The sequence below is a fragment of the Candidatus Weimeria sp. HCP3S3_B5 genome, assembly GCF_052064335.1.
Taxonomy (GTDB): domain Bacteria; phylum Bacillota; class Clostridia; order Lachnospirales; family Lachnospiraceae; genus Weimeria.
In genome coordinates this window covers 52,895-76,187 of record NZ_JBQHVU010000006.1, presented here as the reverse complement: position 1 = coordinate 76,187, position 23,293 = coordinate 52,895, and the positions used below count along the sequence as shown (strand labels likewise).

Genomic DNA, 23,293 nt, shown 5'->3' with positions numbered 1-23,293 from the left:
AAGTAAAGCTCCCGGAGCCCTTTTTCTGTGGAAAAGGGTTCTTTTTTATGCGATGGAATAAATACATTCTGCTTTTAACCGCTGCGATCAGAACGGCTGTATTATTGCAATATGAAATACCGTATTTTATAATTACAAAGTAGAAGTAAGCGAAAGACCCTAAATCATTTTCCGGCAGAAATGAATTGGGCAGAGAGACTGATCAGGACAGAGAATAAGTATCAAAAGGAGGGCATCTGATGCCGAAGCCTAATACAAATAAAAACCCGAACGATATCAGATCGAAAAAGACTATGCGGGACATCAAAAATGCCATGCTTTCGCTGATCGCCGAGAAGCCCTTCGATAAGATCCGGGTCGAGGATATACTAAGAGAGGCTCCGGTCCAGTCCAATACCTTCTATAAGTATTATGCGTCGAAGAAAGACGTCTTATATGATATAGGAAACGATATAGTTGAAAGCATGAAGGCCGCTCTGAAGGCGCTTGATAAGGCGGATCTGCATGGGGGAGTAAGGATTTTTTATGAAGAGATCAGTAGCAGGGAGGAGCCTTACCACAGGCTGTTTACGTCGGATGAGTATGAGGACTTACTGGAGTGGATGCGGGATAAGTATTTTTCAAGCGGATTTTTCACCTCATTTGTTTCCGACAGTGGATACAAGGAAATAGCCGGCACCTTTATAGGATATACAGCGCTTAGCATTTATAAGGCATGGGAAAAGAGCGGGGATGGAAGTCGGACCATAGATGAGCTTGCTGCGGCCGCAGCTGATCTGATGCTGAATGGACTAGGCGGGTGAAAATATTCATGTGATCATGGTTGACAACTCCGAACATTCGTGCTAGAATATATGTGCCAAACGGATGTACAGGAGGTGACGCATGGATTATGGATACAGACAGGAGCAGGCGTATTTATGTGACAGTAGAATCGGTCTTTGATCAGACCGGATATATGCAGCCGATTTCGATCACATGGGATGGGCGGAGGCTCCCTGTTGAGGTCCGTGATTTCTGCCCGGCTGCCTCGGGAGCAGGCTCTTCACGCGGGGACTGCTATACCATAGTCATAGGAGGACATGAGAAGCATCTGTTCTTCGAGAGGGCGGGCTCCCTCTACCCGTCGAGGGTAGGCAGGTGGTTTGTCGAGGTGACCGGCTGATATTTACAGGTATTTTTGGGATAAAGGAGGACTCTGCATTGCCGGATCATACATATGTAGCCATAGATCTGAAGTCATATTATGCCTCGGCAGAGTGCGCTCTTCGTGGCCTTGATCCTCTGAAGACGAATCTTGTGGTTGCAGACTCATCCCGCACTGAGAAGACCATATGTCTGGCGGTGTCCCCCTCACTGAAGGCCTGTGGCATTTCAGGAAGGGCCCGTCTCTTCGAGGTCATACAGCGGGTAAGGGATATCAATGCTGACAGACTCTGGCGTCTCAGGCAGAAGGGTATAGAGGGATTTTCAGCGAAGTCCTTTGATCCGGATGCGCTGGAGGCAGATCCTACTCTGGAGCTTTCATTTATCATAGCACCTCCTCAGATGTCTTATTATCTGAAGACCTCTGCTAAGATCTGCGGTATATACGGTAAGTACGTCTCACCCGACGATACTCTGGTATACAGCATAGATGAGGTCTTTATGGATGTCACCTCATATCTTTCTCTCTATCATATGAGTGCGGCGGAGCTTGCCAAGGCCATGATAAGAGAGGTCCTTTATGAGACTCATATCACGGCTACGGCAGGTATAGGATCGAATCTATATCTGGCCAAGGTCGCTATGGATATAGTAGCCAAGCATATGCCACCGGACAAGGACGGAGTCCGCATGGCAGAGCTTGATGAGATGCAGTTCCGCCACAGGCTCTGGGACCACAGGCCTCTTACGGATTTCTGGATGACCGGACCGGGAACTGTGCGCCATCTGGGGAAGCTGGGTATCTATACCATGGGAGATCTGGCAGCCTTTTCCATAGACAATGAAGATCTGCTCTTCCGTGAGTTCGGGATCAATGCTGAGATCATGATAGACCATGCCTGGGGCTATGAGCCGGTCACTATGAACCAGATCAGGAGATACGAGCCATCAGAGAAGAGCGTCTCAGAGGGGCAGGTGCTGTCAGAGCCCTATCCCTATGCGAAGGCAGTTATCATAGTTCGTGAGATGGCGGAGAGCCTTGTCTGGAGACTTACCGACAGATCGCTTGTGACGGATTCGATCACTATCGACGTGGGCTACGACAGGGAGAATGTGGATATGGGTACCTATACAGGTCTGGTACATAGAGATCACTATGGCAGGCTTGTACCGACTCCTTCCCATGGCAGCATACGCCTCCTCTCTCCGACGAATCTCTCCACAGATATCTCCTCTGCCTGTGTGAGACTGTTTTCACAGATAGCGGACCATTCCCTAACAGTACGTCGTATCACTATCACGGCCAATCATACAGAGGCTGACAGCGGCTTTGTCCAGATGGATCTCTTTACAGATGCAGACGCGGCAGCTAAGGAGAAGAGACTCCAGGACGGACTCAGGGCTGTCCGTGAGAAGTATGGGAAGAATGCAGTGTTAAAGGGCACAAGTCTCCTGGACGGGGCCACGATGAAGGAGAGAAACGGACAGATAGGCGGCCACAGGGCATGATAGCATCGGGAAAGAAAAGGATCATAGGAGACAGCAGGGCCTGGCAGATCGGAAGAGACAGGGACCAAAGGATGCCATAGGGCATGATAGTATCAGAAAAGACAAAGGATCATGGGAGATCAAAGGCCTGTGACATCGTAAAGGACAGAGACTAAATGGAGTCTGGAATCGAAAGAGACAGGGCTCATATGGAATTATGGCATCGGAGAATATAGGGATCATAGGAGGCTATAGTGGCATCAGAAAAGACAGGGAACATTGCGAGGCATCAGGGAGCTGGTGGCAGCCCGTCAGACAGATATGCAGACATTATCGATCTTCCGCGTCCGGCAATGCATCACCGGCGTATGGATCCGATAAACCGGGCGAAGATATTCGCACCCTTTGATGCCCTCCGCGGTCTTGACGAGGAGGTCGCAGCAGCACAGGAGAGAGCATCTACAGATACGACGATTGAGTATTCAAGGCTGGATCCGGATCCATGAGCTGCCTGTGGCCAAAGCTGTGCCAATGGCTAAGGAAGTTCTTTTCGCTAGGTTCGACCTTCGCTTATCAGCTCGGTCTCATTAACAAGGACGAGTTAAGCTTGGTAATATGAAAAAGAATTTTCTGTTGTCGCTTGGTGCTACAATATATAATTCAAAAGCTTCAGAATATATAGTAAATGACGAAGATGATTCGATATGGGTGTACTGGGATGAATTCAGATAAGAGAAGCATAAAAAGGCTTGGAGTAGTTGTAATGATCAGTCTGCTATCACTAGCTGTGACCTCATGTGGAGTTTCGAAGTATGTCAGTGCGATAAAGGGAAAGGTAAACGAATACGAGAAGAAGAAACGTGAGAACGATATCCAGGGGATAGTTATGAATGCTATAATTGATAAGGATGTGGAACCGATATACAGAAAGCTATGCCCGCAGCTGAAGAAAAAGCCGGGGATAAGAAAACAGATTTCGGAGATGATCGATACATTCGACTCCGATATAGTAAAATGGCAGAGAGCACCTAAGGAAGTTATGTCAAAGTCTGTAAGTGAAGGAGTAACAGAAGAAGAATATGATGCTTGGTTACTTCGTAATGTTGAGACGAGAAGAGGAACCAGATATATGGTTGCTATCTGCGTTTTTTCGATAAATAAGAAGCAACCTGACACGAAGGGGCTTTTTGGAATTGAAGTATATACAGAGGCTGAATCAAGCAGTGAACAAAAAATACTCTATACAATTGTGGGAGATTTTAAATAATAAAGGTAGTATCAGAACGATATTGAATATCTCCATACTAAAACATCACAATACAAGTTGTTGATTTCTTTTAATGAGGTCAATAAAAAGAAACTGTATTTGAAGGGCATATTTAGTATAAGACTTTATAAAAGGATAGCAAACACATATGAAACTTCAGATATGATCTGTGAGGTGGGGGATTTGTATATTGACCCAGATGCTGGTGATTACTAAATAAAAGTTTTTAAATATTGCGATCTGTTGTCATTGAAAATAAGCCCGAAAAAAGTAGGATTGTGACAATACTAAGGAAGTTCTTTTCGCTAAATTCGAGCCTCGCCTATGACTCGCTCTCATTAACAAGGAAGCTGTCTTCGTTAAGCTCGAACTTCGTCTTCGACTCGTTCTCGATAATAATGAAGTTCTGCTCGCTAAGCTCAAGCTTCGCCTACGGCTTGCTTTCGCTAATCTTACAGAACGACCTCGCATAGGATTCAGACTTCGCTATCGCTCGTCTTCATCTCTATGCTTTCAGCCTCAGACAGCGGCCTCGCACAAGACTCGAACTTCGCTTACGCTCGTTCTTGTCTCTGTGCTTTCGGCCCCTAACCACTCACCCCTCACAGCTCTCACCTCACACCTCACACCTCTCACCTCTCACCTCCCCTCTCCTCCCATTGACTAATACCCACCACAATACTATAATAAACTCAAAACACATAAGAAGAGCAACGGAGCTCCCTAACGGGGGTTCCGTTTTTTGTTGTGGTGAGATAAATGTATTCGATTCAGCCGGACTGGACACTTAGCAGTGACTTTTACAAGAAGAGAATAGTGAATACGATGGGTTTAGCCCATTTCTATGAGTTTCGGATCACGAGTCTGTCAGAGACCCTGCTTCCCTCGGTACCTGATGACTGTGTGGATCTGGTCTTTGATCTCGATCATGGAAATGCAATAGCGGCAGGGACGGTATTCGAGCGTGGATCAACCTGGATGAAGGCAGGAAACATCTTCTTCGGGATGCGCTTTCTTCCCGGGGTGAAGCCAGTGATATTGAACGGGAATTTCAAGGAGTACAACTATCTGCAGGTCGATCTCACATCATGCTGCAATGACAGCTTTCTGGCTGAGCAGATAAGTGAGCTTTCGGATTTCAATGAGAGATGCAACTTTTTTCTGGATTATTACAGGCAGAGAATGGCCGGGGAGGAGAACAGTCTGAACTGTAAGGAGCAGATAGTAAGCTCGGTCCTGAAGAGCATTTCAAATAAAGGAGGGATAGTAACGATCGAGGATGTCGTGAATGAGACCGGATATTCGGCCAGATATATAGAAAAGGTCTTCAAGACGGAGATGGGGCTTTCGCCGAAGAAGTATTCGGGTATCCTGCGCTTTCAGGGAGCTCTTGACTATATAGACAAGCATCCGGATCAGAATATCTGTAATGTGGCAACAGATTACGGATACTATGACCAGAGTGCATTTGTCCGGGTCTTCAAGAAGAATACAGGGGTTACACCGGCTGAATACAGAAAGCTGATAAGGCAGTCTGACTATCAGTCACGGATAAGGATAATGTAGTCAAAAGGTTCGTTTTTTTACAATTCTTGTATAATACAAGAGGTTATACTATCCACTGTCGAAACAAAGAACAAAGCAGATACGGACAACGGAGTTCCTTATAAAGGAGCTCCGTTTTTTGGTATCCTGACTGGAAGGAGGATAGACTATGCAGCAGAAGAAACTTGGATTATTCAGTGCAGTTGCGATAAACGTAGGACTTATCGTGGCGACAAGCTGCCTCGTGTCTCTTGGAACAGGAATGGGATCGATAGGACGATGGTTCATAATACCGCTTTTCCTCGTCGTGATCCTGAATTCATTTGTCGGACTTTCATTTGCAGAGCTGAATCAGCTGATGCCGGATGTTGACGGAGGAACAGGACAGTACCTGCTGGCAGGAATGGGACCGATGGCCTCGATGATGGGAAACTTGAGCGCTTATGTGATCACACAGATCCTTTCGCTTACAGCAGAGATCACACTCTGCGGGACAGTGATCAAGCAGCTTTTCTTCCCGCAGATAGATAACAGGATCATATCGATGATCCTTCTGGTCGTTTTCCTGTTTGTAAATATAAAGGGAGTCGATCTGTTCGCAAAGGTACAGGATATAGTAGTAGTGCTTCTGGTAGGCTCAATGATCCTGCTTGGCATAATAAGCTTCTTCAAGCTTGGTAATCCTGCCCACCTGGTAGATTACTCTGCATCTGCACCGACCTTCTCTCAGATAGGTGGAATGAAGGGGATAATGAACAGTATGGCACTTGCCTTCTGGCTCTTCATCGGAGTCGAGTTCATAATCCCTCAGGCGAAGAACCTGAAGAACCCGAAGAGGGACGTCCTTCTTTCAATGATAGTAGCACTTGTGCTTCTCTTAATTGTTCAGGCCTTCCTGGGATGCGGAATGACAAACTATGTATCGCTCAAGGGACTTGCCAATGATCCGCAGAGCACGCCGCATATCACATTTGCGATAAATCTTCTAGGAATGCCTGGAAAGGTATGGATGGGAATAGTTACTATCCTTGCAGGTATTTCAACAGTGAATACAGGCTATGCATCGCTTTCGAAGATCATGCAGGGAATGTCAGAGGCAGGTATGGTTCCGAAGGTTTTCTCAAGGACCAATAAGAACAATGCAGCTTATGTGGGACTGATATTCATGTCAGTCGCAGTCGGGATCCTTGTGGTATCGGGAATGGGAAAAGCGCAAGCAGTAACCTTCCTTATTCTCTCAGGATCATGCTTCTGGCTCTTTACCTACTGCCTGGTACATATATCGGTACTGATCCTTAGAAAGAAGTATCCTGACCGTTCAAGGAGATTCACAATGAAGGGAATCCCGCAGATCATAGGCATCATAGGAAATGTCTATATGATAGCAAATATCAGTACGGGAGCAGACCGTATCAGGATCTATGAGCTCTGCGGAGTACTGTTTGTAGTCCTTGTCACCTACTGCTCGATCTGGATCAGATTCGTGATGAAGGTAAAGCCTTTCGCGGCCATGGATATGGATGAGGTAAACAGAAAGGCATTAAGCTACGAGGAAGAAGAGGAAAGGATAGGCCTTCGCAGACCTGTAAGCGCAGGTTGATAGTGACTTCAGGAAGGGCTGAAACGGTCATATTATAAAAACTGTATTTTTATGGAAAATGGAGGAAGCTATATGACAAGCAAAGTAGATTTCTTATATCTTGATGAGGAGGATATGAAAAAGGTCGGTGTAGAGGATATGAGTGCCTGCATCGATGCAATGGAGGATGTGCTAAAGGACCTGACAAAGGGAGACTTCGTTATGGCTGGTGAAAATCACAATTCTCACGGTTCAATGGTCAAGTTTCCTGAGAGCTCACCATTCCCTGAGATGCCGCTTGATACAGGAGATGACAGGAGATTCATGGCCATGCCGGCCTATATCGGGGCGCCGTTTGATATAGCAGGCTGCAAGTGGTACGGATCCAATATGGCAAACAAGGAGGAGGGTCTTCCCAGATCTATCCTTATGATCATGCTGAATGATAAGAATACCGGAGCTCCTAAGTGCCTGATGAGCGGAAACCTGGTAAGTGCCTACAGGACAGGTGCTATACCTGGAGTAGGGACCAGATACATGGCGAAGAAGGACTCAAGGGTCTGCGGTATCTGCGGCCCCGGAGTCATGGGACGTACGGCTCTCGCATCCTTCGTAGCCACCTGTCCGGCGCTTGATACGGTAAAGATCAAGGGAAGAAGTAAAAAAGGTATAGATGACTTTGTAAGCTATGTAAAGGAGCATTATCCACAGTTTACTACCATCACTGTATGCGATACAGTAGAGGAAATGGTAAGGGATACGGATGTGATGTCGTTCGCATCCACATCAGGGGAAGACCCGGCCACCTATCCGTTTGTAGACGGTTCCTGGGTAAAGCCGGGAGCAATGATCGTAGCTCCGTCTGCTGTGAACTTCGACAGCGACTTCCTGGCTAAGAGGTGCAGGCTGGTCGTAGACAATATCAAGCTTTACGATGCATGGGCGGAGGAATATCCTTACCCTACATTCGGTAAGGTAAATATAGTAGGAAGTAAATTCACAGATATGATCCATGACGGAAAGCTAAAGAGAGAAGCTATAAGCGATATGGGTGCTATCCTTCTGGGACAGGCTCCGGGACGCGAGAGCGATGACGATATAATCGTTTATTCGGTAGGAGGAATGCCGGTAGAGGATGTGGCATGGGGCAGTATATGTTACCGCAAGGCTCTGGAACAGGGAATAGGGGTGAAGCTGAAGCTCTGGGATAGTCCGACGTTGGCATAGGTAGGGGTTAGGGGCTAGGGGGGTTAGGGTTCAGGATTTAGTAAGCATGGATGCTGTTTATTATATAAAAAAACCGGAGGATCTATTGATCTTCCGGTTTCTTATATGCTTTACAAGCCTGACATGTGGTCGCCGCAGATAGCGACTATATTATGCTTTACGGGCCTTACATGTGGTTGCCCCAGACAACAGTAATATGATGCCTTACAGGCAGGCGTTGCAGATGGCTGAATGATGGCTTATATGCAGGCGGTACAGATGGCCGTATTATGCCTTACAGGCATGCGGTGTAGATGGCTACTATGTCGTCGATCGTAAGAGGAACGTAGTCGTTTTCAAGACCTCCTGTGACCTCCTTCAGGTCGTTTGCCATGTCGAGGAAGTGCTCGTCTCCTATGCCAAGCTCTGTAAGCGTTGAAGGAAGGTTTACAGAGGAGAAGAAATCTTCGAGGGCTTCGATACCCTCTCTTGCCAGAGCCTCGTCGTCATCGCCATCAAGCCCCCAGACATTGCGGGCAAATTTTACGAAACGTGGAGTGACTGAAGTGTCCTTCTTCAGGACGAATCTCATCCAGCGTGGGGTAAGAATAGCCAGGCCGACGCCGTGAGTGATGTTGTAGAAACCGGAGAGCTCGTGCTCCATTGCATGACAAGGCCAGAGAGTAGGGATCTTGCCGTATGCAGGGATACCGGAGCAGGCGATCGAGCTGTCCCACATCAGGTTGGCCCGGGCGCTGTAGTCCGATGGATCAGATAAGGCCTTGGGAAGGTTCTTTATAACTGATCTGAGGATACCTTCACCGATGGCTTCTGATAGGTCGCTGTCGAAGACCCTGGAGAAATACTGCTCGCAGATATGGCTCATTATATCGGCGCTTCCTGCGGCAGTCTGGGAGGCAGGGACAGAAAAGGTATAGGTCGGATCACATATCGATACATCAGGACAGCGATAGGTGCCGTCAAGCTTCTGTGAGGTCATGGAATTGGAGATCACGGCGTCGGCATCGAATTCAGAGCCAGTCGCCGCAAGGGTCATTACATCCACCAGAGGAAGTGATCTGTCCTGGCAGCCGCCGGCAAGGGCCATATCCCACGGATCACCCTTGTAGTAATATCCGGCAGCAATGGCCTTGCAGCAGTCAATGGTACTTCCGCCTCCGACTGAGAGGATCACATCGATGGACTCGGAATGGCAGAGAGCAATTCCCTTACGCACGGTAGCGATCTGAGGGTTTGGCTCAACGCCGGAAAGCTCAGTTACAGTTAAAGCTTTGTCATTGCAGATACCAATGATAGTGTCATAGAGACCAGTGCGCTTTATAGAGCCGCCTCCATAGACAAGAAGTACCCGGGAGCCGTATCTGGCCAGACAGTCTCCGAGACAGTCAATTGCACCCTTACCGAAATGGTATTCGGTAGGGATGCAGTGTGTAAAATTCTCCATAGATAAAATTTTCCTTTCTTAAACACCCATATAAGGGGAATCCCAGAGCTTAAGCCAGGTACCTATCCCCTTATCCTTAGCACGTCTGTAGCATTCATATCCCCAGCCAATGTCAAGTATCGGCATACCGCCGGCGCTGATCAGATAAATATCATCATCATTGGTCCGGCCAGGGGCGCGGCCTCTTATGATATTACCGATCTCGGTGACATCCGAATCCCTGATGCGGCCCTTAGAGATCATCTCCGAGAAGAAGATACCCGGAGTACCGGTCGAGAGCTTGTTGCCATTGGCATCGTATTCCTGATAGACCTTCACATAGTCATCGTACATGCCCTTGTTGTCGACGACCTTTTTCATATGGTCAGCAATGAAGTCATGGTCAGTAAGATCCATGGTCCCGGATGAAATGATAGTAGTTCCGGGGGCAAGCCAGGCCGGATCCACCAGAGGCCACTGCCTGTTGATCGTAGAGACCGCCTCGCTAATCAGATCAGTGTCACGACAGGCCTGCTCAAGGGTCTCGCATATGATGACCTCCCTGACATCCGGATAGTTGTCCTCGACAAACTTTTTCATTGAAAGGGCACTCTTTGACCTGGCACTGCTTCCGCGGAGCTTTATCGTAGTCACATTATCATATATAGCCATGAAGCATTTGAGGATGGCCCGGTTGATCTCGCCGGTACCAAGAAAGCTTATGGTATGGATATCTTTTCTGGCCGTATATTTAGCCATCACAGCCGGAACCGCGCCGGTACGCATAGCGGACAGAAGGTTGGCAGACATATAGGCTATAGGGGCTCCGGTCTCGACATCATTTAAGGTGAACATAAGGATCGACCTGGGCAGCCCCTTAGGCACGTTCCTGCCGTTGCTCCCGTAGTATTTCTCTCCTGCTATGTGGAAACGGCCACCGAGATAGCCCGGCATGGACATGAATCTCCTGTCGGGGCTGTCCTCTAAGGGGAAGCCGGGAATAGGGCTTTCTCTTGGGAAGATAAGCTGTATCCCGTGCTCCCTGTGATTCTTACCTCCCATAAGGACGTCACCGTCAGAGAGAAGGGCAAGGACTTCCTCTGTAGTCGAAATGCAGGCGGGGGCGTCCAGCACCCCTGCCTGTATCATATCATTTTCATTCAGGTATAAAAAGCTTATTTCAGTATTATCCATGCTATCATTTTATTCTCCTTTCAGCTGAGTATAATAGTCATCCATTATATCGATCTGTTTCTCAGAAACCGTGGCCTCCCAGGAATTATCAAAGAGATCCTTTGTCATCTGAGTCATTGCCGGGCTGTCATAGTAGTTCTTCGGCAGATACGAGGCAATCTTATCCTGCTTCTCAAGAGGCGGGACAGCATATTCGTTCAGGCTCTTGGAGTATTCCTCGGGCTTTAAGATGAAGTTTATCAGCTTCTCGGCATTTTCCTTATTCTTTGAGCTCTTAGAAACAGCCCAGTACTGAGCCCATCTCTCAACACCGCCGTCAAGGCTTACATATCCGAACTTGTCCCAGTTCTTTTCAGAATCTCCGCAGAGAGTAGGGTAGTCCCAGCAGAGTGCTGCGTCGACTTCGCCGTCCTCGAGCTGGGGAACAGCGGTCTCACCGACGAAGGCCTTGGTGTTTTCCTTGATCTTCATCAGGAGATCATTGGCCTCCTTGATCTCCTTCTCGTTTGTGGAGTCAGCCTTGTATCCGAGACACTGCAGAGCCGCGCCGTAAAGCGAGATAGTCGAGTCAACAAGAGCGACGCGACCATTTAGTTTAGGGTTAGTGAGATCCTTAAGGCTCTTTATCTTTACAGGACAGGTCTTCTTGTTGTAGACAACGGTCGTGTAGTTAGGAGCCATATCAGGAACCGTATAGGTCAGTTTTTCATCACCAATAGGCCCCTCTTTCATGTATTCGTCGATGATGTTGGACTGGTTAGGAACCTTGTCGTCATCGATCTTTTCGAGCAGGCCGTTCTTTACGAAGGTCTTTACATAGGCGCCCTCCAGATCCATCACATCATAGGTCGCGCTGCCGTTTATAAGCTTAGTAAGAAGCTCGTCAGTGTTTGAGATGTAGCTTATATTTACATCGATACCGGTCTCCTTTGTGAAGTCCTTAAACATATCCTCGGACCAGGTGCCCTCCCAGACAATGACGTTAAGCGATTTCCCGGAGGAAGCTTTTGCTTTGCCGGAAGCTGATGTCTGGCTGCCGCAGCCGCTCATCAACCCTATAGCCATGATAGCTGCAAGTGATGCTGCACATATTTTTTTTAGTCTGTTCTTCATTGGCGTTACCTCCGTTTCTTATCGGGGAACAAAAAAAGAAGCGCTGCATGTGCAGGCGCTCCTTTGCGTGTTCCAGAATCAGTTTTGACTGCAATGTTATCACTTGCAGACAAGGTCTGTCAAGGGCTTTTAGTGTACAAAAAATACGTCGAACATTCCGGAAAAATCTTGCAATATTGCCAAATCGGAAATTTTTGCTTGACAATGTCTGCCATAAGGGATATGATGGCCACGTATTGATCGAAAAGACAAAGAGGTCGTCCCGGAAACGGGGCGGCCTTTTTAGTTTTCATATCATACCTTGCACAAAGGAGTGCTGCTTCTCGCAGCACTCCGATTTTTTATGAAAGGAAGAAAAGATGGCACTCGATATCAGAAGTCAACTGACTCACAAGGAAACGAATAAGAGGATCAGGATACTCTGGCTCTCTGAGGACGATATGGTGGAGGCCGGTGTACTTGATGCTGGAAAAGCAGTTGATGTTATGGAGGAGGTCGTGGGACTCTTAGAGGACGGAGACGCTATCATGGGAGGACCTGATCATGACCAGCACGGAATGATGCTTTACTTTCCCAAGCATTCCGATATACCGGGCTTTCCGCTTAATAACGCGGCTGACCGCAGATTCATAGCCATGCCGGCATATATAGGAGGAAGGTTTCATCTGGCGGGCTGCAAGTGGTATGGCTCGAATGGGAGGAACAGGCAGCATGGTCTTCCGAGGTCGATACTCATGATGATGCTTAACGACGTCGAGACAGGAGCCCCGCTAGCCTATATGTCGGCAAACCTCCTTAGCTCGATAAGGACAGGAGCCATGCCAGGACTCGCGGCCAAGCTTCTGGCCAGAAAGGATTCCAGGGTGCTTGCCCTTATAGGAGCAGGACCTATAGGCAAGTCCTCGGTCATGGCTATCCTGTCAAAGATCAGGACCATAGAGGAGATAAAGATCAAGGGATCGACTCCTGATAGTGCGACAGCCCTTGAGGCATGTGACTTCATCAAGACGAATTTTCCCTGGGTGAAAAAGGTCAGTGTAGCAGCTACACTTGAGGAGGCGATAAGAGGCTCGGATATAGTTACAGAAGCGGTCTCGTGCAAGGAGGGAGAGTGGCCGGAATACAAGGCAGACTGGATAAAGCCAGGAGCCACTATCATCTCTACATCCACATTTAACATGGATTATGAATCTATCCTTCCATTCAGGAAGGTAGTAGATAACATCGGTATGTATGAAAATTACGCCGATGAGGACAAGGAGGGCTACGACAGCGAGGGCAGGAGAAAGCACACCGGCTGTATGGGAGAGGATTTCATCTATATGGTCCGTGATGGCCTGATGAGAAGAGACGATATATCGGAGCTGGGACAGATAGTCCGCGGCAAGAGGAAGGCGCGCGAGAGCGATGACCAGATAATACTTGTCTCTATTGAGGGAATGCCTGTTGAAGACGTGGCCTGGGGATATGAATGCTATAAGAACGCAAAGGAAAACCTGATCGGTCACCCATTAAAGCTCTGGGATGCACCGATGAATTTCTAAGGAGGTATACAAATGAAGAAGATCGAGATCATCACAAGACCGGAGAAGCTTGGCGGGATAAAGAACATCCTGCTGACACATGACTGCGAGGGACTTACAGTTCTGTCGGTAATGGGTTCAGGAAAGCAGAGAGGATATATAGATGAGATGCATTTCTCGGGAGAGGATATAAACCTCCTGCCAAAGATCCTTATCTTTACAGTGGTAGAGGATGATAAATGTGACGGGATCCTGGCTGATATCGCTACCATCATAGGTACCGGAAAGACAGGAGACGGAAAGGTCTTTATCACCGATATCGAGGATGCGATGAGGATAAGGACCAGCGAGCGTGGTCTTGATGCGATAAACTAACTGACCGGAGGTGATATTATGGCACAGCCAATAGTTTCTATGACAAATGTGGAAAAATGGTACGGCTCCAACCATGTGGTAAAGAACTGTAATCTGAATATAGAGGAAGGAGAGTTCTTAACCCTCCTCGGCCCCTCAGGCTGTGGAAAGACCACAACTCTTCGCATGATATCGGGCTTCGAGCTTCCGAGCGAGGGCCTCGTTAAGGTGGAGGGAGAAAACGTAGAGAAAAAGGAGCCATACGAGAGATCGGTAAATACGGTTTTCCAGAACTATGCGCTTTTCCCTAATATGAATGTTTTTGACAATATAGCCTACGGGCTCAGGGTAAAGAAGGTCCCTAAGGCAGAGATAAAGGAAAGGGTCGAAAAGATGCTTAGCCTTGTCCAGCTGGAGGGCTTTGAGAAGAGGCGGATCACGCAGATGTCAGGAGGCCAGAAGCAGCGTGTGGCAATAGCAAGAGCGCTTATCAACAGGCCAAAGGTCCTGCTTCTCGATGAGCCACTCGGAGCTCTCGATATGAAGCTCAGGAAGCAGATGCAGATAGAGCTTAAAAGGCTTCAGAGGAAGCTTGAGATCACCTTTGTCTATGTCACCCATGATCAGGAGGAGGCCCTTACCATGAGTGACAGGATAGCTGTAATGAGCGCCGGAGTGATAGAGCAGATCGCTTCTCCCAAGGAGATCTATCTGAAGCCGCGTACCAGATTTGTAGCAAACTTCATCGGAGAGTCGGATCTCTTTGACGGTATAATAAGGGCAGAAAATAATGGAGTCCTAAGCATTGGTACTGAGGTGGGCATGGTAGAGGGACTTTCAGGACAGGTGAGCGCAGGAAGCATAAAGGTAAATGATCCGGTTTCAGTCTGCGTAAGACCTGAGCATATGAGGGTCTCAACAGAAAGGCCGGATGGTTTCTGTGTCCAGGCTCTGGTAAAGGACAAGATCTTCGTTGGCAATCTGATCAAGGAGATAGCTGTGCTGAACAACGGCAACGAGATAAAGATCAACAGCATAAATGCGGCAGATCTGCCTGAGCCTGGAAGCCATGTCTATCTGAGCTGGGATTTAAAGGATGCTGTGGTTATTCCTGAGAAGAGCGAGATCGAGCTCGATACAGCCGCACATCTCAAGGAGGTGATCTGATGAGTGATACGGGTGTAAAGGTCGCTGTGGATGCAGGCGGCGCAGTTGAAAGAACAGCAGAGGGCAAAAAGACCTGTCATAAGAGAAAGCAGTCGTTAAGGGCTACAATAGCCAATATCATCATGTGTGGCCCTATGACCATATGGTCGGTGCTCTTTATCCTGATCCCGGTAGTCATGCTTTTTGTCATGAGCTTCATGACAAAGGGACTTCTGGGAAAGATCGTCTATAAGTTCACATTTGCAAACTATACGGATATCCTGAAGCCAGTCTATTTCAACGTGGTAAAGGAGTCGCTTATCATAGCTCTCTGGACTACCCTTCTTACGGTGCTTCTGGGCTATCCTCTTGCAATGGTCATGAGCAGGCTAAAAAAAAGGACGACGGGTATCATCACTATACTTCTGATGCTCCCTCTCTGGGTATCGGGGCTGGTTATTCTTTATAGCTTTGTAATAATGCTAAACAATTCAGGAACGATAAATTCTTTCCTTATGAATATAGGGATAATAAAAAAGCCTCTGCAGCTTCTTTACAACAATTTCTCGGTGACCATAGGAATGGTCTATATGTTTCTGCCATTTGCAGTGCTTCCCATGTATTCCTCGATCGAGAAGCTCGATCCATCTCTTATAGAGGCGTCAAAGGATCTGGGAGCAAATCCGGCTGTCACCTTTTTTAAGGTAACACTTCCTCTTACATCTCCCGGGATCTTTGCCGGGGTGATCCTTACCTTTATTCCATGTATAGGATACTATATGGTAACCGATATGCTGGGCGGCGGCACCAGTATGCTGGTAGGCAACCTTATCTACAGACAGTTTACCATATCGAGGAACTGGCCATTCGGTGCGGCGCTTTCTGTAGTCCTCTCGCTTGTCATCCTTCTGATGGTACTTATCTATACGAAGCTTGGCGGAGACCTGGATGACCTCGCATCATAGAAAGGAGAAGGACTATGCAAAAGGAAAAGACAAAGGGAAGGGGGCTTAGGATCGCAGGACGGGTCTACCTTATTATAGTGCTTATCCTGCTCTATGCTCCTGTCGCTGTAATGATAAGGTTCAGCTTCAATAACAGCCGGGCAAACGTGACCTGGCAGGGCTTTACATTGAAATATTACAAGGAGCTTTTTTCTGACGGCAATCTCTGGGATATATTCTTTACGACCCTCTTTATCGCTCTTCTGGTGACAGTGATCGGTACCATTATCGGGACAATGGGAGCGGTAGGCCTCAGAAAGGCCCATTTCCCGGGAAAGAAGCTTATCACGAATTCAGTATATTTTCCTATAGTAATACCTGAGATCGTGCTTGCAGTGGCAATGCTTCTGATGTTTAACGGAGCCGGGATCAGCCTTGGCCTGCCGACTATAGTCATAGGTAATGTGACCCTGGTCCTGCCATATGTCTATATCACTGTAAAGGCCAGACTTGTAGGTATGGATCCGTCTACAGAAGAGGCTTCCATGGATCTGGGAGCCGACAGATTCTATACCTTTACCCACATCACTCTTCCGGAGATAATGCCTGGTATAATAGCAGGAGCCTTCATGAGCTTCTCGCTGGTCCTTGACGAGCTTATCATCACAAGCTTCCTGACAGATGCCGAGACCGTGACACTTCCTATTAAGGTATATTCAATGATAAAGAAGGGCATATCTCCGGAGATCAATGCGCTTACCACGATAGTATTCCTTGCGGCGCTTCTTATGGTAGTCGTATATTTCGTGGTATCTGATATAGCAGGCAGAAAGAAAAAGAAGAAAATGGCATAAAGGGAAGGAGAAGTTGAAATGAGAGCAGAAAAGATTATTTACGGAAAAACCTTTACTGCTGACTGTGATAATTCGATAGCAGAGGGCTTCGCTATAGCCTCCGGCAAGGTGATCGCTGTGGGCACAAGAGATCAGATAGAAAGGTACAAGACTCCAGAGACCAAGGTCATATGCTATGACAGCGGTCTGATCACACCGGGCTTTACAGAGGGACATGCCCATATTTCTCAGACAGTAGAGCTTATGGCAGGACCTGTGCTGGACGGAGATTCGATAGAGAAATGTCAGAAGCAGCTGGCTGATTATCTGAGAAAGCATCCGGGAGATGAGCCTGTGCTTGGATCGGGCTTTGATACCGGCCTCTTCGGGCCCAAGGGACCTGATAAGAAATACCTGGACTGTGTATGCGATAGCCGTCCTGTAATGATAATGGACAGCGGCCATCATTCGATCTGGGTCAATTCGAAGGCTCTCGATGCTGCCCATATCAGCTCAGATACAAGGGATCCAGAAAAGGGCCATATAGTAAAGGATGATAAGACCGGCGAGCCTACAGGCTTTCTTCAGGAGGCTGCCGTATATCTGATGAAGGATACTCTTCCACATATCGGAGTCGAAGAGTACAAAAGGGCTATCCTTAAGTATCAGGAAATAGCTCTTTCCTATGGCGTCACAAATGCCTTTGAGCCAGTGCTTAGCTACTGGCATCATGAGGAGGAGATATGCGAGGCTTACAGGCAGCTGGAGGAAGAGAAGAGGCTTCTTCTCTCATACAGGATTGCCCTTACCCTTACTCCTGATATGGATCCGAAGACATTCTTTGACAGGCTCGATAATCTACACAGAGAGTTTTCCGGCCATCAGAGCCTTCAGTTCAATACAGTGAAATTCTTTATGGACGGGGTAGTGGACGGACATACGGCTTATCTGCGAGAGCCCTATGAGAGGCCGCCCTATGACTGCGGTATGGCAGTCTATGATCAGGAGGAGCTTGACAGGAGGGTCACAATGGCTCTTGACAAGGGCTACAGGGCTCATTTTCATGCTATAGGAGATGCGGCGATCGATATGGCAATAAATTCCTGTCAGGCTGCCCAGAACTTTGTGGAGGGTGATGATTTCAGAAATCAGATCACCCATCTGCAGGTCTGTCATGAGGATCAGGCTGACCGGATGGCTGATCTTGGTATTATGGCTGTTGTAAATCCATACTGGCATTATAAGACAGAGCTGTATGAGCCTCTCGAATTCCCTTTCCTTGGAAAGGAGAGAGTCGAACATATGTATTATCTCGGTAGCTATCAGAGACGGGGCATAGTCATGTCGTCTGCAAGCGATTTCCCGGTGACCATACCTCCGGATACTATGGACTGTCTGCATATGATGGTAAACCGCTTCGACCACAAGCATTCAAAGGAGGCATATTTTCCGGAGGAGTGTATCTCTGTAGAGGATGCACTAAGGGTGCTCACGATAAACGGGGCCTATCAGCTCGACATAGAGGATCATAAGGGCTCTATCGAGCCGGGAAAGGATGCCGATTTCGTATGGCTCTCACAGGACCTTACATCTGTTCGACCTATGGATATCTATAAGACAAGGATCCTTGAGACAGATATCTGCGGAAAGGCGGTATATGAAAGAAATGAAAAGAAAGACAGGGGGCGTGACTTACAGGCTTCTTACATTTGAATACTGCCTGCTGCAGGGCCTCTACTGGATCGCCTCAGCGGCTGAGATGGATTTTGCGGCGGTGCCGCTCCTTAGGGAACGAGGCTTTTCTAGCATTTCTATAGGAGTAATAAGTGCCGCGAAATTTCTTTCCCTCATGTTCTTTCAGTATCTGATCGGCGGCTTTGCCGACAGGCACAGGGACAGGTTTCCTATCAAGAGGATAGTGAATTTTCTTACCATTATAGCGATAGCAGCGGCTCTTTCCATGTGGCTTCTGCCATCAGGCTTTATACTCTCGCTTATTGTCTTTATTATCTTCGGAGGAAGTGTAAACTGCATCCTACCGCTTATAGAAGCTCTTTCCATAGACTATATGTCTGGCGGGATAAAGCTGAATTATACCCTCTCAAGGGCTACTGGCTCTCTTACCTACTGCATTGCCGCTTATCTCCTTGGTATGCTTACTGACAGGAATGGACTTGATTTCTCGCTGGTATTTCTGGCCCTGACCCTGGCTGTTTTTCTTTTTATTAACCTGATAATGCCACAGGCGCCTGAATGCGGTATAAAAAGGGCCTCAACTGTTCATTCTGCTTCCTTTCTCCTTAGAAACTGCAAGCGATACAGATGGTTTCTTGCTGAATGCTTTTTTGTTTTCCTGGGATATGATATGAATATAGCCTTTCTCTATGACAGGGTAAAAGACATTGGCGCGACGAACTCTGAGTACGGCCTTATCTATTCTATGATAGCCATTTTTGAGATCCCTGTTGCTCTTGGTTTCAGCAAGCTGCTTGATATCAAGGGCATGTCTATAGAAAGGCTTATGGCTTCATTCGGGATCTTCTGTACAGCAAGGGCATTTTTTACGACGATCTCTACTAATATGACCGCCATGCTTATTTCGCAGTCCTTTGAGCTTTTCGGAATGGGAGTCTTTTATGCAGGCAGTGTCTTCTTTGTGATGAAGACAGTTCCGGCAGAGGACAGTGCCAAGGGCATGTCACTTGTCAATCTGATCGGAGTCGGCGCCTCCGAGACAGCTGCTTATTTTCTCTCAGGCTTCATAAGAGGCTCGCTTGGTCTCATGCCGCTTATGTATATAAGCTGTGCTGTCTCAGCAGTGGGTATCATAGCCGGTATCCCCGTGGCGTCACGATATGACCGCCGGTGACTGTGGTCTGGCTGTTTCCTATGAATACAGTCGTCGTCATATCAACTGTCATTTCACGAAGCTCTGACAGACTTACTATCTGGTGTGACTGGTCATCGCGGCTTATATTCCTGGTAAGTCCGCAGACTGTATCCGCTGACCTGTAGCCAAGTATGATATCACAGGCCTTTTTCAGATAGTCGCTTCTCTTGTGGCTGCCGGGATTATAGAGTACGATGGCAAGATCGGCCTCTGCGGCGGCGGACAGCCTTTTTTCTATAAGCTCGATCGGAGTCAGCAGGTCGCTTAGTGATATCACTGCGAAATCATGGGACAGAGGGGCGCCGAGAAGTGCTCCTCCAGACTGGCAGGCTGAGACTCCCGGTATCACCTCGGAGTCAATGTCAGGATGGTCGGCAAGAAGAGTAAGCATTAGTCCTGCCATACCATATATTCCGGCATCGCCGCTTGAAATCAGACCGACATGCTTCCCGGACTCCGCCAGCGCAAGGGCCCTGCGGCACCTTTCTACCTCTCCGCGCATCTGTGTGCAGACGGTTTCCTTATCTCCGATCAGATCCATTATCAGAGAAAGGTAAAGAGTATAGCCGGCAATGACATCGCATTCCTTTATGGCCCTTACCGCCCGGATAGTCATGTCCTCGTATCCGCCGGGACCGATCCCTATTATCGATATCTTCTTCATTAGTTCTCCTTGTCTTTTCCGTTAAGAAAGTCTACTATTGATTGAAGACCCTGATCAGAGAATTCAAAGCTGTGCTGGCTCATAAGCTCAGGGGCAGTATTGTCAAAGCTGTAGGGTCCATTCCAGGTGGTGAGGCAGAAGGAATCGTCCTTCTTTTCGATCTTGTATCTCAAGTCTCCATCACTGCCGAAAAAGGGAGACTTTTCATAGAAGCTGAGCTGCAGCAGATCTTTTCTCTGGGTCATGGAGGTCCTTTCTGATATTGGATAGGCTGGGGTTTGCGAGTTATGCTTTTTATTGTAGCATATTTAGGGGTTAGGGTATAGGGGTTTAGGTGCGAGGTGACAGGTGAGAGGTGCGAGGGTATTGGGTTTAGGGTTTAGTGAGACTGTATACAGTCCAGATAAAATCTGAAGCTTTGGTAGCGAATAGAAACCATGAACGAACCACTGACCCCTGACCATTAACGAGGTAAACATTATGACTAATAACAACAAATCCACCGCCCTTATCGTCCCGGGGATCGGCTATACGGCTGACAGGTCGCTTCTGTATTTTGCCGGTAAGCTTGCTGAGAAAGCAGGCTTCGGGACGGTCAGGATAAGGCTTGACGGCTTTGAAAAGGGGATAAAGGGAGATAAGGAGAAGCTGGACCGTGCCATTTCGCATGGTTACGGGCTCCTTATGGACCAGCTTCCTGATCAGGAATCCCTTTTTATCTCAAAAAGCATTGGTACGGCACTTTCACTGATGGCCGATCTTGAAAAGGAGATAGGTGCCGCTCACATACTTTTTACTCCTCTTCCAGAGACGATAAGCCTGCTGGATGAGATCCTGTCGGCACAGGGAGAGGAGAGGGCCGGCGATTTCCTTGTCTTCCATGGAAAGGATGATCCCTGGGCCCGGGATAACAGCGGTATGCGTGCTGAGGCAGAAAGGCTTGGGATAGCTTACTATGAGATAGACGGTGCCAATCATTCGCTTGAGACAGGCGATCCTCTTCTTGACCTTTGCAATCAGCAGCGGATAATGGGAATAGTTAAAGATTTTTTGGGGAAAAAAGAAGGTTCTGGAGCAGTGTTAGCGAACTAGACTTTAATACATGTCTGCATGGGATCCTGCTCGGGAAAGAGAATAAGATCAGGCATCCTTGTCCTCCGACACATCGTTCATCGTGCTGCGGAATACCAGAGGATGAGTGTTCTGGAGACTATTCAGACGTCTTATGAATGATCTGGGTATAGAAAAAAGGAAGGATTTTTATGACTGTATACGAGACATTAGAGGAAGCGAAGAAAAGGGCGGAGTCGGACGAGGCCTTCAGACAGGAGCTGCTTGCCACAAGGGGAAAGGATGGCGGCCTGTCCGCCTTCTGCAGGATCTTGAATCGGGAGGGCTACAGCATTTCCGCGATCGATCTGGTGAATGCCGGAGAGGAAAGCTATGCGGCTATGAGGCGCAGCACGAACGGAGGCGGGGAGAATTCGCCGCTGTTGCAGGGAGAGGATGATCTGTATGAAATGTTTCTTGTGGAGCTTGTGAATCTCTAAGCCTTGATTTATTCTGCATCAAGTCATATACTTTAGGAAGTTTGAAAAAGCAAAGGAGACTACATAATGGAAATGCAGATGGAATTCGTAAGGAAGCTTCCGACGCCGCAGGAGATCAAGGAACAGTATCCTCTGAAGGAGGAGACAAGGACCCTTAAGGAAAAGAGGGACCAGGAGATCTTTGATATCTTCACAGGTAAGGATAAGGAGCGGATACTCCTTATCATCGGTCCGTGCTCTGCGGACAATGAGGACTCGGTGCTTGACTATATGACAAGGCTTGCCGGTCTTCAGGAGAAGGTAAAGGATAAGATCTTTATAATACCGCGCGTCTATACCAACAAGCCGCGTACCACAGGCCTTGGCTACAAGGGGATGTTTACCCAGCCAGACCCGGAGAAGGGAGCCGATCTGCTCGGAGGAATAATAGCCATCCGTCGTATGCATATGAGGATCGTCGAGGAGACAGGCTTCACCTGCGCAGAGGAGATGCTTTATCCGGGGAATCACAGATATCTTTCTGACCTGCTTTCCTATGTGGCGATCGGTGCCAGATCTGTCGAGAATCAGGAGCATCGTCTGACGGCGAGCGGGATAGGTATACCTGCAGGAATGAAGAATCCTACCGGCGGCGATATTTCCGTTATGATGAATTCCATAATCGCGGCTCAGAACCCTCATACCTTTATCTACAGAGGCTGGGAGGTCCATACGACAGGCAATCAGTATACTCATGCCATAATGAGAGGATATGTGGACAAATTCGGAAGGAATCACGCCAATTATCACTACGAGGATCTGAAGGATGTATGCGAACTCTATGAGAAGCATCCTGAGCTGAAGAATCCGTCTATCATCGTCGACTGCAATCATTCCAATTCAGGTAAGAAATATCTGGAGCAGATCCGCATAGCAAAGGATGTGATGAACAGCAGAAGGCTTTCAGCCGAGATCGGCAGAGTGGTAAAGGGCCTTATGATAGAGTCATATATAGAGGATGGCGCCCAGAAGATCGGCGAAGGAGTCTATGGAAAGTCGATCACAGATCCATGCCTCGGATGGAAGAAGACCGAGAGATTAGTGCAGGAGTTGGCGGAGAGGTAGGTTAGAGGTGAGAGGTTAGAGGTGCGAGGGGAGGAAGGTTAGAGGTGAGAGGTTAGAGGTGCGAGGGGAGGAAGGTTAGAGGTTAGAGGTGCGAGGGGAGGAAGGTTAGAGGTGAGAGGTTAGAGGTGCGAGGGGAGGAAGGTTAGAGGTGAGAGGTTAGAGGTGCGAGGGGAGGAAGGTTAGAGGTGAGAGGTTAGAGGTGCGAGGGGAGGTAGGTTAGAGGTGAGAGGTTAGAGGTGCGAGGAATGTGATATTTAGGACCTCGGATTTAACACCTCAGACCTCGAACCTCACACCTCACAC

The 23,293-nt window shown here is 47.9% G+C and carries 23 protein-coding genes; 18 read left to right on the top strand and 5 right to left on the bottom strand.

Features of this window, described 5'->3' with window-relative positions:
• Positions 1 to 239: 239 nt before the first annotated feature.
• The 8 genes from ACTNCK_RS04465 to ACTNCK_RS04430 all read left to right on the top strand — a co-directional run bounded on the left by ACTNCK_RS04465 (position 240) and on the right by ACTNCK_RS04430 (position 8,252).
• On the top strand, positions 240 to 803 hold the full coding sequence (locus ACTNCK_RS04465) for a TetR/AcrR family transcriptional regulator (RefSeq protein ID WP_441081202.1): 564 nt from the start codon (positions 240 to 242) through the stop codon (positions 801 to 803).
• Positions 804 to 892: 89 nt separating this feature from the next.
• The gene (locus ACTNCK_RS04460) at positions 893 to 1,165 is read left to right on the top strand and encodes a hypothetical protein (RefSeq protein WP_441081201.1); all 273 of its coding nucleotides are present in this window, start codon (positions 893 to 895) and stop codon (positions 1,163 to 1,165) included.
• 38 nt (positions 1,166 to 1,203) lie between these two features.
• Positions 1,204 to 2,655, top strand: coding sequence for a Y-family DNA polymerase (locus ACTNCK_RS04455; protein WP_441081200.1), 1,452 nt, complete (start codon positions 1,204 to 1,206; stop codon positions 2,653 to 2,655).
• A gap of 233 nt (positions 2,656 to 2,888) precedes the next feature.
• On the top strand, positions 2,889 to 3,140 hold the full coding sequence (locus ACTNCK_RS04450; protein ID WP_441081199.1) for a hypothetical protein: 252 nt from the start codon (positions 2,889 to 2,891) through the stop codon (positions 3,138 to 3,140).
• Between the two features lie 212 nt (positions 3,141 to 3,352).
• Positions 3,353 to 3,901 carry a DUF5104 domain-containing protein gene (locus tag ACTNCK_RS04445; RefSeq protein ID WP_441081198.1) on the top strand — a complete coding sequence of 183 codons (549 nt, stop codon included), beginning with the start codon at positions 3,353 to 3,355 and terminating at the stop codon, positions 3,899 to 3,901.
• Positions 3,902 to 4,660: 759 nt separating this feature from the next.
• Positions 4,661 to 5,467 (top strand): helix-turn-helix domain-containing protein, encoded by an 807-nt coding sequence (locus tag ACTNCK_RS04440; RefSeq protein ID WP_441081197.1) that lies wholly within the window; start codon positions 4,661 to 4,663, stop codon positions 5,465 to 5,467.
• Positions 5,468 to 5,615: 148 nt separating this feature from the next.
• Positions 5,616 to 7,046: an APC family permease gene (locus tag ACTNCK_RS04435; protein ID WP_441081196.1), complete on the top strand. Its 1,431-nt coding sequence runs from the start codon at positions 5,616 to 5,618 to the stop codon at positions 7,044 to 7,046.
• A gap of 72 nt (positions 7,047 to 7,118) precedes the next feature.
• Entirely contained in the window at positions 7,119 to 8,252 is a 1,134-nt protein-coding gene (locus ACTNCK_RS04430) for a tyramine oxidase subunit B (RefSeq protein ID WP_441081195.1), read from the top strand.
• A gap of 274 nt (positions 8,253 to 8,526) precedes the next feature.
• On the opposite strand, the gene ACTNCK_RS04425 is transcribed toward ACTNCK_RS04430, so the two are convergent.
• The 3 genes from ACTNCK_RS04425 to ACTNCK_RS04415 are packed head-to-tail and all read right to left on the bottom strand — an operon-like array spanning position 8,527 to position 11,982.
• Positions 8,527 to 9,696 (bottom strand): iron-containing alcohol dehydrogenase, encoded by a 1,170-nt coding sequence (locus ACTNCK_RS04425; protein WP_441081194.1) that lies wholly within the window; start codon positions 9,694 to 9,696, stop codon positions 8,527 to 8,529.
• 18 nt (positions 9,697 to 9,714) lie between these two features.
• Complete coding sequence (locus tag ACTNCK_RS04420; RefSeq protein WP_441081193.1) at positions 9,715 to 10,869, bottom strand: tyramine oxidase subunit B; 1,155 nt, start codon at positions 10,867 to 10,869, stop codon at positions 9,715 to 9,717.
• Positions 10,870 to 10,878: 9 nt separating this feature from the next.
• Positions 10,879 to 11,982: an ABC transporter substrate-binding protein gene (locus tag ACTNCK_RS04415; RefSeq protein WP_441081192.1), complete on the bottom strand. Its 1,104-nt coding sequence runs from the start codon at positions 11,980 to 11,982 to the stop codon at positions 10,879 to 10,881.
• A 359-nt stretch (positions 11,983 to 12,341) separates the two neighbouring features.
• On the opposite strand from ACTNCK_RS04415, the gene ACTNCK_RS04410 reads away from it, so the two are divergent.
• From ACTNCK_RS04410 to ACTNCK_RS04380, 7 genes are read left to right on the top strand one after another with little or no spacing between them, the layout of a single operon-like run.
• Positions 12,342 to 13,526 carry a tyramine oxidase subunit B gene (locus ACTNCK_RS04410; RefSeq protein WP_441081191.1) on the top strand — a complete coding sequence of 395 codons (1,185 nt, stop codon included), beginning with the start codon at positions 12,342 to 12,344 and terminating at the stop codon, positions 13,524 to 13,526.
• Positions 13,527 to 13,538: 12 nt separating this feature from the next.
• A complete protein-coding gene (locus tag ACTNCK_RS04405; protein ID WP_441081190.1) occupies positions 13,539 to 13,880 on the top strand; it encodes a P-II family nitrogen regulator in 342 nt (113 codons plus the stop codon).
• An 18-nt stretch (positions 13,881 to 13,898) separates the two neighbouring features.
• Positions 13,899 to 15,026: an ABC transporter ATP-binding protein gene (locus tag ACTNCK_RS04400; protein ID WP_441081188.1), complete on the top strand. Its 1,128-nt coding sequence runs from the start codon at positions 13,899 to 13,901 to the stop codon at positions 15,024 to 15,026.
• Positions 15,026 to 15,970, top strand: coding sequence for an ABC transporter permease (locus ACTNCK_RS04395; protein WP_441081187.1), 945 nt, complete (start codon positions 15,026 to 15,028; stop codon positions 15,968 to 15,970). The genes ACTNCK_RS04400 and ACTNCK_RS04395 overlap by 1 nt, the downstream gene beginning before the upstream one ends.
• Before the next feature lie 14 nt (positions 15,971 to 15,984).
• On the top strand, positions 15,985 to 16,803 hold the full coding sequence (locus ACTNCK_RS04390) for an ABC transporter permease (protein WP_441081186.1): 819 nt from the start codon (positions 15,985 to 15,987) through the stop codon (positions 16,801 to 16,803).
• Between the two features lie 18 nt (positions 16,804 to 16,821).
• Positions 16,822 to 18,495, top strand: coding sequence for an amidohydrolase (locus tag ACTNCK_RS04385; RefSeq protein ID WP_441081185.1), 1,674 nt, complete (start codon positions 16,822 to 16,824; stop codon positions 18,493 to 18,495).
• On the top strand, positions 18,440 to 19,651 hold the full coding sequence (locus ACTNCK_RS04380) for an MFS transporter (RefSeq protein WP_441081184.1): 1,212 nt from the start codon (positions 18,440 to 18,442) through the stop codon (positions 19,649 to 19,651). Before ACTNCK_RS04385 ends, ACTNCK_RS04380 begins: the two co-directional genes overlap by 56 nt.
• Here the strand turns inward: ACTNCK_RS04380 and cobJ are convergent.
• Complete coding sequence (gene cobJ, locus ACTNCK_RS04375; RefSeq protein ID WP_441081183.1) at positions 19,608 to 20,336, bottom strand: precorrin-3B C(17)-methyltransferase; 729 nt, start codon at positions 20,334 to 20,336, stop codon at positions 19,608 to 19,610. The two genes, ACTNCK_RS04380 and cobJ, sit on opposite strands and share 44 nt — an antisense overlap.
• Entirely contained in the window at positions 20,336 to 20,581 is a 246-nt protein-coding gene (locus tag ACTNCK_RS04370; RefSeq protein WP_441081182.1) for a hypothetical protein, read from the bottom strand. The genes cobJ and ACTNCK_RS04370 overlap by 1 nt, the downstream gene beginning before the upstream one ends.
• A gap of 235 nt (positions 20,582 to 20,816) precedes the next feature.
• Between ACTNCK_RS04370 and ACTNCK_RS04365 the strand changes: the two genes are divergently transcribed.
• From ACTNCK_RS04365 to ACTNCK_RS04355, 3 genes are all read left to right on the top strand, one after another.
• The gene (locus tag ACTNCK_RS04365) at positions 20,817 to 21,428 is read left to right on the top strand and encodes a hypothetical protein (protein ID WP_441081181.1); all 612 of its coding nucleotides are present in this window, start codon (positions 20,817 to 20,819) and stop codon (positions 21,426 to 21,428) included.
• A 170-nt stretch (positions 21,429 to 21,598) separates the two neighbouring features.
• Positions 21,599 to 21,886: a hypothetical protein gene (locus ACTNCK_RS04360; RefSeq protein ID WP_441081180.1), complete on the top strand. Its 288-nt coding sequence runs from the start codon at positions 21,599 to 21,601 to the stop codon at positions 21,884 to 21,886.
• Positions 21,887 to 21,958: 72 nt separating this feature from the next.
• Complete coding sequence (locus tag ACTNCK_RS04355) at positions 21,959 to 22,990, top strand: 3-deoxy-7-phosphoheptulonate synthase (protein WP_441081261.1); 1,032 nt, start codon at positions 21,959 to 21,961, stop codon at positions 22,988 to 22,990.
• Positions 22,991 to 23,293 lie beyond the last annotated feature (303 nt).

What these genes read in the sequence shown, in the direction of transcription:
- ACTNCK_RS04465 (WP_441081202.1), top strand. Translation starts at nt 240, where the DNA reads ATGCCGAAGCCTAATACAAATAAAAACCCGAACGATATCAGATCGAAA.
- ACTNCK_RS04460 (WP_441081201.1), top strand. Translation starts at nt 893, where the DNA reads ATGGATACAGACAGGAGCAGGCGTATTTATGTGACAGTAGAATCGGTC.
- ACTNCK_RS04445 (WP_441081198.1), top strand. Translation starts at nt 3,353, where the DNA reads ATGAATTCAGATAAGAGAAGCATAAAAAGGCTTGGAGTAGTTGTAATG.
- ACTNCK_RS04440 (WP_441081197.1), top strand. Translation starts at nt 4,661, where the DNA reads ATGTATTCGATTCAGCCGGACTGGACACTTAGCAGTGACTTTTACAAG.
- ACTNCK_RS04435 (WP_441081196.1), top strand. Translation starts at nt 5,616, where the DNA reads ATGCAGCAGAAGAAACTTGGATTATTCAGTGCAGTTGCGATAAACGTA.
- ACTNCK_RS04430 (WP_441081195.1), top strand. Translation starts at nt 7,119, where the DNA reads ATGACAAGCAAAGTAGATTTCTTATATCTTGATGAGGAGGATATGAAA.
- ACTNCK_RS04425 (WP_441081194.1), bottom strand. Translation starts at nt 9,696, where the DNA reads ATGGAGAATTTTACACACTGCATCCCTACCGAATACCATTTCGGTAAG.
- ACTNCK_RS04420 (WP_441081193.1), bottom strand. Translation starts at nt 10,869, where the DNA reads ATGGATAATACTGAAATAAGCTTTTTATACCTGAATGAAAATGATATG.
- ACTNCK_RS04415 (WP_441081192.1), bottom strand. Translation starts at nt 11,982, where the DNA reads ATGAAGAACAGACTAAAAAAAATATGTGCAGCATCACTTGCAGCTATC.
- ACTNCK_RS04410 (WP_441081191.1), top strand. Translation starts at nt 12,342, where the DNA reads ATGGCACTCGATATCAGAAGTCAACTGACTCACAAGGAAACGAATAAG.
- ACTNCK_RS04405 (WP_441081190.1), top strand. Translation starts at nt 13,539, where the DNA reads ATGAAGAAGATCGAGATCATCACAAGACCGGAGAAGCTTGGCGGGATA.
- ACTNCK_RS04400 (WP_441081188.1), top strand. Translation starts at nt 13,899, where the DNA reads ATGGCACAGCCAATAGTTTCTATGACAAATGTGGAAAAATGGTACGGC.
- ACTNCK_RS04395 (WP_441081187.1), top strand. Translation starts at nt 15,026, where the DNA reads ATGAGTGATACGGGTGTAAAGGTCGCTGTGGATGCAGGCGGCGCAGTT.
- ACTNCK_RS04390 (WP_441081186.1), top strand. Translation starts at nt 15,985, where the DNA reads ATGCAAAAGGAAAAGACAAAGGGAAGGGGGCTTAGGATCGCAGGACGG.
- ACTNCK_RS04385 (WP_441081185.1), top strand. Translation starts at nt 16,822, where the DNA reads ATGAGAGCAGAAAAGATTATTTACGGAAAAACCTTTACTGCTGACTGT.
- ACTNCK_RS04380 (WP_441081184.1), top strand. Translation starts at nt 18,440, where the DNA reads ATGAAAGAAATGAAAAGAAAGACAGGGGGCGTGACTTACAGGCTTCTT.
- cobJ (WP_441081183.1), bottom strand. Translation starts at nt 20,336, where the DNA reads ATGAAGAAGATATCGATAATAGGGATCGGTCCCGGCGGATACGAGGAC.
- ACTNCK_RS04370 (WP_441081182.1), bottom strand. Translation starts at nt 20,581, where the DNA reads ATGACCCAGAGAAAAGATCTGCTGCAGCTCAGCTTCTATGAAAAGTCT.
- ACTNCK_RS04365 (WP_441081181.1), top strand. Translation starts at nt 20,817, where the DNA reads ATGACTAATAACAACAAATCCACCGCCCTTATCGTCCCGGGGATCGGC.
- ACTNCK_RS04360 (WP_441081180.1), top strand. Translation starts at nt 21,599, where the DNA reads ATGACTGTATACGAGACATTAGAGGAAGCGAAGAAAAGGGCGGAGTCG.
- ACTNCK_RS04355 (WP_441081261.1), top strand. Translation starts at nt 21,959, where the DNA reads ATGCAGATGGAATTCGTAAGGAAGCTTCCGACGCCGCAGGAGATCAAG.